Source organism: Nevskia soli (assembly GCF_903970205.1).
In the GTDB taxonomy this organism is placed as follows: domain Bacteria; phylum Acidobacteriota; class Terriglobia; order Bryobacterales; family Bryobacteraceae; genus Bog-113.
On sequence record NZ_CAJCHS010000024.1, the window covers coordinates 1 to 12,879 of the forward strand.

At 59.4% G+C, this 12,879-nt stretch carries 14 protein-coding genes and 1 pseudogene; 14 read left to right on the forward strand and 1 reads right to left on the reverse strand.

The window, feature by feature from the left end; all coding sequences use genetic code 11:
* Positions 1 to 2,423 (reverse strand): TonB-dependent receptor (locus tag H1Y01_RS01375; protein ID WP_180538305.1); only part of this gene is annotated, 2,423 nt, incomplete at its 3' end.
* 211 nt (positions 2,424 to 2,634) lie between these two features.
* Here H1Y01_RS01375 and H1Y01_RS01380 point away from each other — a divergent pair.
* The 14 genes and pseudogenes from H1Y01_RS01380 to H1Y01_RS01445 all read left to right on the forward strand — a co-directional run.
* Positions 2,635 to 4,233, forward strand: coding sequence for a malectin domain-containing carbohydrate-binding protein (locus H1Y01_RS01380; RefSeq protein WP_180538306.1), 1,599 nt, complete (start codon positions 2,635 to 2,637; stop codon positions 4,231 to 4,233).
* Positions 4,234 to 4,285: 52 nt separating this feature from the next.
* A complete protein-coding gene (gene rplM, locus H1Y01_RS01385; RefSeq protein ID WP_180538307.1) occupies positions 4,286 to 4,717 on the forward strand; it encodes a 50S ribosomal protein L13 in 432 nt (143 codons plus the stop codon).
* Between the two features lie 22 nt (positions 4,718 to 4,739).
* Positions 4,740 to 5,138, forward strand: a complete 399-nt coding sequence (gene rpsI / locus H1Y01_RS01390) for a 30S ribosomal protein S9 (protein ID WP_367399754.1) — start codon at positions 4,740 to 4,742, stop codon at positions 5,136 to 5,138.
* A 158-nt stretch (positions 5,139 to 5,296) separates the two neighbouring features.
* Positions 5,297 to 6,202, forward strand: coding sequence for a 30S ribosomal protein S2 (gene rpsB, locus H1Y01_RS01395; protein ID WP_180538308.1), 906 nt, complete (start codon positions 5,297 to 5,299; stop codon positions 6,200 to 6,202).
* A 54-nt stretch (positions 6,203 to 6,256) separates the two neighbouring features.
* Entirely contained in the window at positions 6,257 to 6,889 is a 633-nt protein-coding gene (gene tsf, locus H1Y01_RS01400) for a translation elongation factor Ts (RefSeq protein ID WP_180538309.1), read from the forward strand.
* A gap of 3 nt (positions 6,890 to 6,892) precedes the next feature.
* Complete coding sequence (gene pyrH / locus H1Y01_RS01405; protein WP_180538310.1) at positions 6,893 to 7,600, forward strand: UMP kinase; 708 nt, start codon at positions 6,893 to 6,895, stop codon at positions 7,598 to 7,600.
* Positions 7,601 to 7,605: 5 nt separating this feature from the next.
* A complete protein-coding gene (gene frr, locus H1Y01_RS01410) occupies positions 7,606 to 8,172 on the forward strand; it encodes a ribosome recycling factor (RefSeq protein WP_180538311.1) in 567 nt (188 codons plus the stop codon).
* A 228-nt stretch (positions 8,173 to 8,400) separates the two neighbouring features.
* Positions 8,401 to 8,649: an antitoxin gene (locus tag H1Y01_RS01415; protein ID WP_180538312.1), complete on the forward strand. Its 249-nt coding sequence runs from the start codon at positions 8,401 to 8,403 to the stop codon at positions 8,647 to 8,649.
* Complete coding sequence (locus tag H1Y01_RS01420; RefSeq protein ID WP_180538313.1) at positions 8,646 to 9,023, forward strand: type II toxin-antitoxin system VapC family toxin; 378 nt, start codon at positions 8,646 to 8,648, stop codon at positions 9,021 to 9,023. Before H1Y01_RS01415 ends, H1Y01_RS01420 begins: the two co-directional genes overlap by 4 nt.
* 2 nt (positions 9,024 to 9,025) lie before the next feature.
* Entirely contained in the window at positions 9,026 to 9,904 is an 879-nt protein-coding gene (gene thrB, locus H1Y01_RS01425; RefSeq protein WP_180538314.1) for a homoserine kinase, read from the forward strand.
* A gap of 35 nt (positions 9,905 to 9,939) precedes the next feature.
* The gene (locus H1Y01_RS01430) at positions 9,940 to 11,079 is read left to right on the forward strand and encodes a carboxypeptidase regulatory-like domain-containing protein (protein ID WP_180538315.1); all 1,140 of its coding nucleotides are present in this window, start codon (positions 9,940 to 9,942) and stop codon (positions 11,077 to 11,079) included.
* Between the two features lie 69 nt (positions 11,080 to 11,148).
* Entirely contained in the window at positions 11,149 to 11,490 is a 342-nt protein-coding gene (locus tag H1Y01_RS01435) for a hypothetical protein (RefSeq protein ID WP_180538316.1), read from the forward strand.
* The gene (locus H1Y01_RS01440; protein ID WP_180538317.1) at positions 11,460 to 11,927 is read left to right on the forward strand and encodes an adenylyltransferase/cytidyltransferase family protein; all 468 of its coding nucleotides are present in this window, start codon (positions 11,460 to 11,462) and stop codon (positions 11,925 to 11,927) included. The genes H1Y01_RS01435 and H1Y01_RS01440 overlap by 31 nt, the downstream gene beginning before the upstream one ends.
* 4 nt (positions 11,928 to 11,931) lie before the next feature.
* Positions 11,932 to 12,879 (forward strand): annotated as a pseudogene (locus tag H1Y01_RS01445) (transcription-repair coupling factor); the annotation flags it as partial.

A 12,879-nucleotide genomic window follows, 5' to 3' on the forward strand; every position in this document is an offset into this window, starting at 1 on the left:
GCGCCGGTATTGAAAGGCTGCGTTCCCACGTTGACGTTCTCAAGCGCGGCAAAGCTCATGGCTCCAAAACTCGGCGACTCCACGCCTACCGGTTGGTCCAGACCCTGCGTGAACTGCGCATTGTGGTAGTAGAACTTGCCCCAACCGCCGCGGATTACGGTCTTGCCCGTGCCGAACACATCGTAAGCAAGGCCGGCGCGCGGGCCATAGTAAAGCGCGCGGCTCGGAAAACCTGAAAGCGGAATCGAAGAATCTTTCTTATTCCATTCGAATCCCGTGCCCGAAGCTTCCGTAGAAGTCGGAACGTACTGACTCGGTTCCCAAACCGCAAAACCGTAGCCTTGACGGTCATACCAGGGACCCAGGTGGGAGAATCGCAAACCGTAATCGACCGTCAAGCGGCGGGTCACCTTCCAGTTATCCTGAGCGAAAAACTCAATGGTGTTATAAGCCTCGTTGTGTAGGTTGTTGAAATTCTGTTCTTGATACCCGCCAACGTACCCGGTCAGCAAGTCGGCGTAGGGGTTACCCGTGACGCCGGCCCAGTTCGCTTCCTGAATCAGTCCGTTCGTATATCCGTTATTGGGTTGGTCATTGATTACGAACTCGTAGTAGACGCCGAACTTCGCGGTGTGGGTTCCCCATACCTTGGAAAGGTTATCGCTAGCGGAGGGGAGATCCTTCTTGGCGAAAAGGCCCTGGCTGCCGCCCGCTTCAAATCCTCCCGGGTTGAAGATAGTTGCGAATTCGCTGCCGCCCCAACCTGTCATGGATGGCACTTGGGCAACCCCGTTGTTGAAAACTCCCGTGAAGGGTATATTCAGAGCGGTTCGGCTTACTTTGGAAGGATCCTGAAAAACGTTGGGGAAGTCGATATAGCTGTACCCGAACACAAATTCGTTGGACAGTGTCGGGTTAAAGACGTGCGTCAAGCTGGCGGAAACCGACTGCGACTCGTTCTTACCGAGAACCGGTGTCGGATAGGGCACGGAATCCGCGTTTCGCCACCATAGGCTCACCGGAAACTCCTGCGTCTCCCGCTGCAGGTTGTAGCGGACGAAAAGCTTCGTGTTGTCGCTGATGTTGTAATCCACGCGGGATAGGGACTGCCAGGAATTCTGCGGGAACACTTCATCAATCACGTAGTTATACCCGCCCGTCGCATTTGCGTTTGCGTTCGGCTGCGGGAACAGGTTAATCAGTCCTTGGCCGCTGGGGTTGATCAACGACGGAGGTATGATCCCGCCGGGATACATCGCAAGCGCCGAGGCGCTAAGCGCCGAAGCCGGGGCGCCGCTGGCCGTCACGCTTCCAAATGCCGCCAACGATGCGGGACTGAAGTCGCCGGTACGCACGGCTGCTGTCGGGACCGTCGCGCCGAGCAACCCTGTATCCAGCGTCTGATCGTAGAACTCGAACGCCGTAAAAAAGAAGAGCTTGTCGCGATTCCGGTTGAATTTCGTTCCGGGGATCAGTACCGGACCGCCGATGTTCGCGCCCGGATAGAAGTACTTGCTGTCCGGCCGCGCGGTGTCGGTGTAGTTATTGATCCAGTTGTTCGAGTTCATCACGTAGTCGCGGGCATAGAAATAAGCCTCGCCGTGAAAATCGCGGCCGCCCGCCTTCGAGACGGAGTTGATGACGATGGGGCCCTTCGAATTCTCGGCGCTGAAGTTCGAGGTCAACACCTTGAACTCCTGGATCATGTCGGTGTTGGGGTTGACCGGCGTCGCGCAATTGCAACCCGGATCGGAAACGTGGGCGCCGTCGGCCGTGATATCGATATTGTTCACTCCGGTGCCATTCGCGACGAAAGCTCCGTTCAGCGGACTTTGGCTTCCCCCATCGCCGTTTCCATTGATACCGATAATGTCGCCTTTGTAGTCCGTCCCCGTGCGCGTCGGGTCGCCATTGTTGCGCACGGCGAAACCGGGGAGAATCTTAATGAACTCGGCCGCGTTCGCGCCGACGATGGTGAAGTCCTGGAGCTGCTTCTGGGTCAACACGATCGACTTCTCGCCGGAATCCACCGGGATGATCTGCTCGGCGGCGCTTGAAACCTCGATCGCTTCCGTCGCGGTGCCGACCTTTAGATGGAAGTCGAAATTCAAGTCCGACGCGCTCAGGATCTCGGCGTTGGTCAACTCTTCCCGTTCGAATCCGGGCGATTCCACCAGGATGTTGTACTTACCGGTCGGTACCGACGAGAAGGAGTAGTAGCCGTCGTTATTCGTTTTGGCGACGCGTTCGTCACCCGAGGCTACATTCCGGAGAGTGACGTTCGCGTTGGGAACAACGGCCGCGCTGGCGTCGGTCACCGTCCCGGTGATGCTTCCGAAAATGGATTGCGCCCGGAGAAGATGACTATTGAGGATGAAAAACAAGCTACATGCGACGATCCGAGTAACATTTTTCGCGTTCATGCGGACATACCCTTCCTACAGCAACGTTGCTTCAAACGGAACGGCACTAGTCTATTTGTTCTACCCGCGTTGCGCAAGAATTTGGGGTGAACGAAGACATTTCCGATGGTTAACGCTGTAAACTACTGAAAAATAGGCTCAGTTAACGGTGATTTTCGCGCACGGGACCGCTGTTAATCCGCCGTTTACATTGATATACTAGGCCGCCAGAATGCAATCTGTTGAGAACCGGTCGGCAGAACGGGCCGAGGTGGAGGCTCTGCTTGAATCGGGGGTTTTTAACCGCGCCCCGAATCTAACCAGGATTCTCCGGTACTCTTGCGATCGTTACTTCGAAGGCCAAGGCGATCAGATCAAGGAATACAACGTCGCGGTCGAAGCGCTCGGCCGTCCTTCCGATTTCGACCAGAAGAAGGACTCGATCGTCCGGGTCGAAGCTCATAAGCTGCGCAAGCGCCTCAAGGAGTTCTACGAGACCGAGGGCGCCGCGCACTCGATTCGGATCGAGATTCCGAACGGGCAATATGCGCCGCGGTTCATTCACAACGGGCATGCCGCGGAATCGACGATTGGAGCTGAACCCGCTATCGCGCCTGCCGCGGCGGTCCCGGATTCACCAGCCGTGGAAGCCGCTTCCAGCGACGCCGGCGCAGCGGATCATCGCCCACCCCGCGGCATCCGGGGATTCCGATCGTGGATCGCCGCCGCGGCGTTTATTGCCCTCTGCGCCATCGCACTCTCGCTGGGACTGCGCGCCATCAGAACACCTTCCGCGAAAGGCAAAGACGAGGTTTGGACGGGCTCTGCCGTTGAGGTCCCGAGCGAGTTTCGAACGCTCGCCGGCTATCACGGGCCGCCGTTTCAAGATCGCCAGGGGCGGACATGGCAGCCCGACGCCTTTTACCATGGCGGCCGTTCGGTCCTGTTGGCCGGCAGCGCGCGATTCGATTGTGTCCCCGACCCGCGTTTTGTGCACGCGCTGCGAGAAGGCGATTTCCGCTACGACGTTCCCGTACGGGCCGGAACCTACGAATTGCACCTCTACTTTGTGGAACCGCCGGGGGTTGAAGCGCCGGGCGACGATGCCGGACGCAGCTTCATGGTGGACGTTAACAGCAAACCTGTGCTCAGCGGTGTGGATCTGCTAAGCGACGCCGGCGGCCCCAATCGCCTCTACGAACGCATTTTTCGGGACATCGCGCGGGGCCGGGACGGGAAAATTCATATCGGCTTCCATCCCATCAATGGTCCGGCGCTTTTGACCGCGATGGAAATTCTGGCTGATGCTCCCGGCCACGTGCGGCCGATTCGCATCGTCGCCCGCAAGTCTTCCCTGATCGACACCGGAGGGACTGTCTGGTCGGCGGACGAGTACGTCCTCGGCGGCCATTTGGTCGAGCGCAAGGATAGCGTTCGGGAAACGATGGACAAGACGTTATTCGAGGGCGAGCGCTACGGAAATTTCACCTATTACATTCCTGCCGCGCCGGGCCGGTATCAGCTCACGTTGTATTTCGCGGAGACGTTTTTCGGGAGCAGACTGCCCTTCGCCAACCAGGTTTCCGAGGATGGCGCACGGATCTTTAATGTCTCCGTGAATGGTGAAGCGGTTCTTCGGAACTTCGATATTGCAAAGGCGGCGGGCGGTTCGAATCGCGGCATCAAGCGCACATTCAGCGACGTGCAGCCCAACGCGCAGGGCAAAATCGTCGTCGAATTCAACTCGGTCCGGAATTACGCCGAGGTAAACGCGCTTGAATTGGTCGGAATGGATAGTCTGGACGATCCGGCGAAGTTGACAGTCAGGTAACGATTGGCTACGCTGGACGAAGAACGAATAGAAACCGGAGAAGTGTGTTTTCATGAGTACCGAGTTCCCGTCGAAGCCCGCCATCGTTCGCGATTGGCATGTAATCGACGCTAACGATGTGGTTTTAGGCAAGTTGGCGAGCCGAGCGGCGTTTCTCCTGATGGGCAAGCACAAGCCCTCGTACACGCCATTTATCGATACCGGCGATCATGTGATCGTCATCAACGCGGCGAATGTGAAGCTGACCGGCCGTAAGGACGAGCAGAAGGTTTACCGCAGTTTCAGCGGATATCCCGGCGGTCTCGTCGAAACGAAGGCCCGGAAGGTCCGCGCCACGCGTCCGCAGCGCATGGTGGAAGACGCCATCTTCGGAATGCTCCCCAAGACGAAGATGGGCAAGCAGATGTACCGCAAGCTGAAGGTGTACGCAGGCGCTCAGCATCCGCATCAGGCGCAGCAGCCGAAAGCTCTCGCGGTCGCGTAATGTCAGAAAGGTTCAATAGATAGTGGCCATCAAGCAAGTTCAGTATTTAGGCACGGGCCGCCGCAAGACGGCCGTGGCCCGCGTATTTCTCCGTCCGGGCTCAGGCGCCATCACGGTCAACGGACGCCCGGTCGAGAACTACTTCCCGACCGATTCGGTTCGCGGACCCGTTCGCCAACCGCTGGAGGCGACCGAGTCTCTCGATAAGTTCGACGTCCTCGTTCTCGCGCATGGCGGCGGAGTGGCGGGTCAGTCCGAAGCCGTCCGCATGGGTATCGCCCGCGCGCTCATTCAGTTCAACGCGGAATTTCGTCCCAAACTGAAGAGCCTCGGGTTCCTCACGCGCGACGCACGATCCCGCGAGCGCAAGAAATACGGGCAGAAGGGCGCCCGCAAGCGGTTCCAGTTCTCGAAGCGTTAAACTGGAGAAGTGTTTGTTCCCGGGCCCGGATTGCATTCCGGGCCTTAACTACGTTTGTTCACAACCCTCTCCGATGCTGCCCGCGCACAAATCTCGCTTAGGACCGTGCGCTGTTCAGACGGCATTCAGAAAGGCTAAATCGAAGTTCAGGAGATTTTTTGCCCGCAATTAGTATGAAAGAATTGCTCGAAGCCGGCGTTCACTTCGGGCACCAGACCAAGCGCTGGAATCCAAAGATGAAGGAATACATCTTTGGCGAACGAAACGGCATTTACATCATCGATCTACAGAAAACGCTCAAGCTGTTCAAAGACGCCGCGCGATATGTCGGCGAAATGGCCGCTCAAGGCAAGAACGTTCTCTTTGTCGGCACCAAGCGCCAGGCCCAGGAAGCCGTCGCCGAAGAAGCCAACCGCTGCCAGATGTTCTACGTGAATCAGCGCTGGCTGGGCGGATTGTTAACCAACATGACGACCGTTCAGAAGTCGATCAAGCGCCTCAAAGAGCTCGAACTGATGGCGACCGACGGCGGCTACGCGGCGCGTCCCAAGAAGGAAGTCATCCGGCTGGAACGGGAGCGCAAGCATCTCGATTCGAATCTGGCCGGCATCAAAGACATGCCCGGTTTGCCCGATCTTCTGTTTGTCATCGATTCAAACAAGGAAGCCATCGCGGTCAAAGAAGCGCGGCGCCTTGGGATTCCGGTCGTCGCGATCGTCGATACCAACTGCGATCCCGATGAAGTGGATTGGGTGATCCCCGGCAACGATGACGCGCTGCGGGCCATTCGTCTGTTCACCAGCAAGATCGCCGATTCGGTCGTCGAAGGCCGCGCCCTGGCGACCGAGCATGATTTCGATCGCGAAAAAATCGTCTCCGACGAGACCCCGGCGGAAGATGCGATCACGGATTACAACCAGTACGTCGATGAAAAGTATGCCGCGGAGATTATGCGCGAAAGCCTGATGGACGAAGACCTGCCATCGGTCTCGCTGCGTAAACCACCGGCCGCCGAAACAACCGAACCGGCTCTTGAGCCGGCGACGGTGGAGAGCGGAGCCTAGCTCCGCTCCGCCGAGATAGAAACGAAAGCCCCCAACGAAATCGAGGAACAAGAAATGCCAGAGACGGAGATTTCTGCGCACCAGGTCAAGCAACTGCGCGACCGCACGGGCGCCGGAATGATGGAGTGCAAGGCCGCCCTGAAAGAAACCAACGGGGACATGGCCGAAGCGGAAGTAGTTCTACGCAAGAAGGGCATTGCGGCCGCCCACAAGAAATCGAACCGCACCACCCAGCAGGGTGTGATCGCCACGTACATCCATCCGGGCGGTCAGCTCGGCGTTTTGGTGGAAGTGAATTGCGAGTCGGATTTCGTCGCCCGCACGGAAGAGTTCGTCAGCCTGACGCGCGACCTCGCGATGCACATCGCCGCCGCCAATCCGCTGTACCTGCGCAAGGAAGACGTGCTTCCCGAGCTGGTCGAGAAGGAAATCGAGATCGCCCGCGACCGCGCCATCAATGAGGGCAAACCGCAGCGTGCGCACGATGCCATCATCAAAGGCCGCCTCGATAAGTTCTACGAAGAGGTTTGCCTGCTCGAGCAGCCGTTCGTCAAAGACAGCACGATGACCATCGATCAGATCGTGAAGAGCAAGATCGCGAAGCTGAAAGAAAACATCACGATCGCGCGTTTCACGCGCTATAAAGTCGGCGATGGCACGGCTGCGACAGTCGCCGCGGCCGAATAATCCATGGCGCGGTACGAGCGCATTCTACTGAAACTGAGCGGCGAGGTCATGGCCGGCCCCGCCGCTTTCGGTATCGATCCGGAACGCGTCAAAGGCCTGGCCGGCGAAGTTGCCGCCATCGCGAAAGAAGGCGTGCAGGTCGGTCTGGTCGTCGGCGGCGGGAACATCTTCCGCGGCGTCGCCATGGCCGCCAAGAACATGGATCGCGTCACGGGCGATCACATGGGCATGCTGGCCACGGTCATCAACTCGCTGGCCCTGCAGGACGCGTTGGAACAGATTGGCGTCCACACGCGCGTGATGACGGCGATCCAGATGCACCAGGTCGCCGAACCCTACATCCGCCGTCGCGCGATCCGGCATTTGGAAAAGGGCCGCGTCGTGATTTTCGCCGCCGGCACTTCCAACCCCTATTTCTCGACCGACACCGCCGCCGTCCTGCGCGCCCTCGAAATCAAGGCGCAGGTGATCGCGAAGGCGACCAAGGTCGACGGCGTTTATGATAAGGACCCGCTGAAGTTCGACGACGCCGTGATGTACAAGGAAATCAGCTACACCGAAGTGCTGGCCCGCTCGCTGGCGGTGATGGATGCAACTTCCATCGCGATGTGCCGGGACAACAAGCTGCCGATTCTCGTCTTCAATCTAAACGTGCCCGGCAATATAATGCGAGTGTCGATGGGCGAGCCCGTCGGGACCGCAATCGTCTAATCCTCATGAACACTGTCAAAGAAATCGAGAGTCAGTCCAAGACTCGCATGGAAAAAGCCGTGGCCGATTTCCAGCACGAACTGTCCACGCTGCGCACCGGCCGCGCGTCGGTCAACATTCTGGATGGCATCCGCGTTGATTACTACGGCACGCCCACGCCGCTCAACCAACTGGCCAATCTACACGTGCCCGAGCCGGGCATGATCACCGTCCAGCCCTGGGATATTTCGCAGATCGGCGCGATCGAAAAGGCCATCCGCAACTCCGATCTCGGCATCAATCCGGCCAATGACGGCAAGATGATCCGGCTGCCGATCCCGCCCTTGAACGAAGAGCGGCGCAAGGAGATCGTGAAGCGCCTGCACGGCATTGCGGAAGAGCACCGCGTGGCCGTCCGCAACATTCGCCGGGACGGGAACGAGCACGTGAAGAAGCTTTTCAAAGACAAGAAAATCGCCGAAGACGAAGAACGCCGCGCGACGGACGAAATCCAGAAGCTGACCGACGCTCACATGGCGAAGATCGAAGCCGCGGCACGAACGAAAGAAAAAGAACTGCTCGAGTTCAAGTAGGGCGGCTCACCGGAGTTGGGCCACAGTGCGGGTGTCTCGGCCTTGAGCCGATCTACCGGCGCATTGAAGAAGAAGTCCTTCAGGTATTGTCGGAGGCTCTGGACTTTGCGACTTGCCTTGGTAAATTGGCTCCGCGGCATCCGAACCCGGCAAGTATCCACTTTTAGACCTGCGGGGCGGCGAACCTCTTACGCCCCTCATTGCCATAAATATGGGACCATGGCTTAGATGAAGACGACTCTCGAAATCCCTGATCCCTTGTTCAGACGCGCGAAGTCCGCTGCGGCGCGGCGTGGCATCCCCTTTCGCGAACTCGTTTCCGAAGCCCTCAGCGAAAAACTCAGTGCGACCGGGACAGGAGAAAAGCCGTGGATGCGATCATTCGGCAAATTGCGCATGCTCAGCAAAGAATCGGCGCGCATCAATCGGATCATCCATGATGAATTCCGCCGGATCGAGCCTGAGGATCTGAATTGATCCTGGACACGAACTGTTTGTCGGCTATGGCGGAGGGCGATCCCCGGCTTGAGGTGGTTCTCTCGAAGGCCGCACAGCTGGCAATCCCAGTGATCGTACTCGGAGAATACCGTTACGGAATCGAGCAATCGCGAAACCGCGCTCACTACCGGAAATGGCTGCTGGAGGTCGTCTCTAACTGCCGCGTTTTGAGTATTGATGAGGAGACCGCGGGAGAGTACGCGTCCATTCGCGGACAGTTGAAGCGCGATGGCCGCCCGATTCCCGGCAATGACGTCTGGATAGCCGCGCTCGCGCGTCAACACTCATTACCAGTTATAAGCCGGGATGCTCACTTCGACCTAGTGCGCGGGCTGAAGCGCGTGGTTTGGTAAACATGCGCCTGCGCGCCCCCGCTTCGAGCGCCAATCTCGGACCCGGCTTCGATGCCCTCGGGCTCGCCCTGAACCTCCACCTCGAGTGCCGCTTCCGCCCGGCAGCGCAACTCCAAATCCGCGTGAACGGATGCGACGCGGAGCAAATCCCCTGCGATCCCTCGAACCTGATCTGGACCACCGCAACCGGCCTGGCGTCACGCCTCGGCCGTCAACTTCCCGCCATCGACCTCGAGATTCAAAACCAGATTCCGCTGGGCAAGGGGCTCGGTTCCAGCGCGGCCGCATTAGTCGCCGGCGTCGTCCTCGCCGATGCGCTGCTCGACCTCGCGTGGTCCCGCACGCAAGTTCTCGATGAAGCCGCGCGCCTGGAGGGCCACCCGGATAACGTGGGCGCCTGTGTTCTCGGCGGCCTGGTCGCGAGCGCAACCGACTCCATCGGCCAAACGTGCGCCATTCGCCTGGATCTGCCGGAATCCTGCAAGCTCGCGTTGATCATTCCCGGCGGCAGCCTGGCCACGCATAAGTCGCGCGCGGCGTTGCCCGACATGTATTCGCGCGCCGATCTCGTCTTCAACGTACAGCGCACTGCGCTTCTGGTCGCGGCCCTGGCCACCGGGACGATCGGCGCGCTTCGGACCGCGCTGCACGACCGCGCCCATCAGCCCTACCGCGCCGCGCTCGTACCGGAACTGGAGAGGATTCTCGCCTGCACCGCGCCGGGTCTTCTCGGATGCACTTTGAGCGGCGCCGGTCCCGCGGTCCTTGTTTTCTACGAGAACGGCTTCGATGTCCAGCCCGCGTTCGCCGCCTGCCTGCGCAACGCGCTGTGGATGCCCATCGCCGTCTCCGCCGCCGGTTACGAACTATCCGCCTTGTAGTATGCTGAGAAAGCAAAAAAATGCGAGGTCCGCTCATGCTCACCCGATTTAGAAATCTAGCCCTCCTTCTGGGCGCTTTTGTGGTTTTTGCCGGACTCGCTTCGGCGCAAACTTCCGGTGTTGAAGGGATTGTCAAAGGCGCCGACGGACAGCCCGTCAAGGGCGCGGTCGTCAAGTTCGATCGAACCGACATTAAGGGTCACTACGAGGTAAAGACCGATAAGAAGGGCCATTACGGTCACTACGGTCTGCCCCTCGGCACGTACGACATCACCGTCGAAATCGACGGCAAAATGGCCGACAAGCTCAACAAAGTCAGAACGCAGCTCGGGGACCCGATCACCGAGAATTTCGACCTCAAGGCCAGCCAGCAGCAGTCTCAGGAATTGGCGCACGCGGCTGCCACGGGAACGCTCTCCAAAGATCAGGAACGCAGCATGAGCGCCGAACAGAAGGCGGCGTTCGAGAAGCAGAACAAGGAGCGGGAAGCGACCATCGCGAAGAACAAGGCTTTGGGCGATGCTTACAACGCCGGCAAGGCCGCCATGGATGCGAAGAACTACGACGACGCGATCGCCAACTTCGAAAAGGCGATCGCCGTCGACGCGAATCAGGCCGTTATCTACTCGCAGCTTGCCTCGGCTTACGAAGCTAACGCCGCGGCGAAGCCCGCCGAAGCGCAAGCTATGCGTGACAAGGAGTTCGAGGCGTGGAAGAAAGCCGTCGAACTCGCCCCCACCGAAGCGGCTTATTACAACAACTACGCGCTGGCGCTTGGAAAAGCCAAACAAATTCCCGAGATGCAGGCCAATATTGAAAAGGCCGCCCAGATCGACCCGTCCAATGCTGGGAAATACTACTACAACCTCGGCGCCGTCCTGATGAATAGCGGTCAAAACGACCCCGCTTGCGCCGCTTTCAAGAAGGCGATCGACACCGACGCGAACTATGCCGACGCGCAATATCAGTACGGCGTCTGCATGGTTTCAAAAGCGTCCATCGGTAAGGATGGCAAAGTCGTACCGCCCCCGGGCACCATCGAAGCGTTCCAGAAGTATCTGCAGTTGAAGCCCGACGGTGTCAACGCCGAGGCGGCGAAAGCCATGCTCGCTTCCATGACCGGAGCGGTTTCAACCAAGTATGTGAATCCGAACGCCAAGCCCACTTCCAAGTAACCTGGCCCCGGCAGAGTAATCTGTAATGAGACGCGGTTTTCCCGCGTCTATTACTGTGGGGTTTCAGCCATGTGGCGTTTTCTCGGCGAGTTCATATCACTGATCGTTTTCTTTCTAGTGGTGCGGTCGGTGATTGCATCGGTCTGGCAGTCCGTTCGCGGAGGCATCGTCGACGGCATCTCCCACCCTGGCCCGTCGCGCCGCCGGTCTCCATCGGATCCGGCCATTCAGACGTCCGGTGAACTGCGCAAAGATCCTGTCTGCGGGACCTTCGTTCTGATGAGCACTGCCTTTACTGCCCCAACCTCGGACGGAACCGCTTTCTTCTGCTCCAAAGAATGCCGCGACGCCTTCCAATCCGGACCGCGCGCCAACAAACGATGGCCCGACAGTACAGCCGTTCGGAACTGATTCAAGCCCGCCAGCAATGGAAGCGGAGCGGCCTGCGCGTGGTATTCACCAACGGCTGCTACGACCTGCTGCACCCCGGTCACATCCGTTTGCTGGAACAGGCGCGCTCGCTCGGTGACGTTCTGATTCTGGCCCTCAATACGGACGCGAGCGTGCAGCGCTACAAAGGCCCGCTGCGGCCGCTGCTGGACCAGAAGGAGCGCGTCGAAATCGCTCTTGCGCTGGAATCCGTAGATGCCGTCACGCTATTCGATGAGGACACCCCGCGCGAGTTGATCGCCGCCGTTTTGCCGGATGTCCTGATCAAAGGCGCGGATTGGGCGCACTTCATCGCCGGGCGTGAAGAAGTGGAAGCTTCGGGCGGCGTGGTGCAGGCGCTCGCCCTCGAACCCGGATATTCCACCACCGGCATCGTCGAAGCCATACTCGCCCGTTAACGTTTTGTTTCATCCCTCCATTCGAGACCTGTTTAGCAACCTTGGCCGCCACCCGGCTTTCCAGGAATTGCTGCGCCGCGTCGGCCGTCCTAAAACACCGGATACCGGGCAACTCTCCATCTCGGGTCTTTCCACAACGGCGAAGGCGCTCTATCTGGTGCTGCTGTATCAGCTGACGGAGCGGCCGTTGTTGGTCGTCACCGATGGAAACAAACAAACCGAGGCGCTGCACGAGGCCATCCAGACGTTCTTTCATCTGCTGTTGCCGTCGGAAGATCGCGAACTGCCGCTGTTGCTGCCGGCGCTCGATGTTCTCCCGGGCCAGAACATGTCGCCGCATGCGGAGATTCAGGAAAGCCGCGCCGCCGGTCTGTGGCGCCTGGCTACGCGGCGCGTGCCGATCACCATCACGCCGATCGCGTCCGCGCTCCTTCGCATTGAGCCGGCCGCGTTCTATCGGCAGTTGGCGATCACCCTCCGGCCCGGCGAAGAGATCCCGCAGGACGACCTGATCGCGCATCTGGAGAGTATCGGCTACGAAAGACATGAGCCGGTCGAAATGGTCGGCGAGTACTCGGTCCGCGGCGGCATCATCGATGCCTTCTCTCCCGGAGCAAAGCCGGTGCGGCTGGAGACGTTCGGCGACGAGATCGAATCAATCCGCCGCTTTGAAGTGGAATCGCAGCGTTCCGTCCTGAAGGTCACTGAATGCACCCTGCTTCCCATGACCGAGTACCAGCGCTCGCGTTCTCTGTTGGCGGAATTGGCCGAGAAGCTGAGGGCCGAAGGCGTTTCCGCGCGCGAGCTTCCGCTCGACGGCTCAGCCTTCCCCGGTTGGGAGTTGCTGGCGCCGCTGGTTCACGAGCGCACGGGCGACCTGTTTGCTCTGGCCGACCGCCCTGTCGTTATTTGGGATGAACCGGAGCTGACGCGTTCCGCCGCCGCCCGGCTC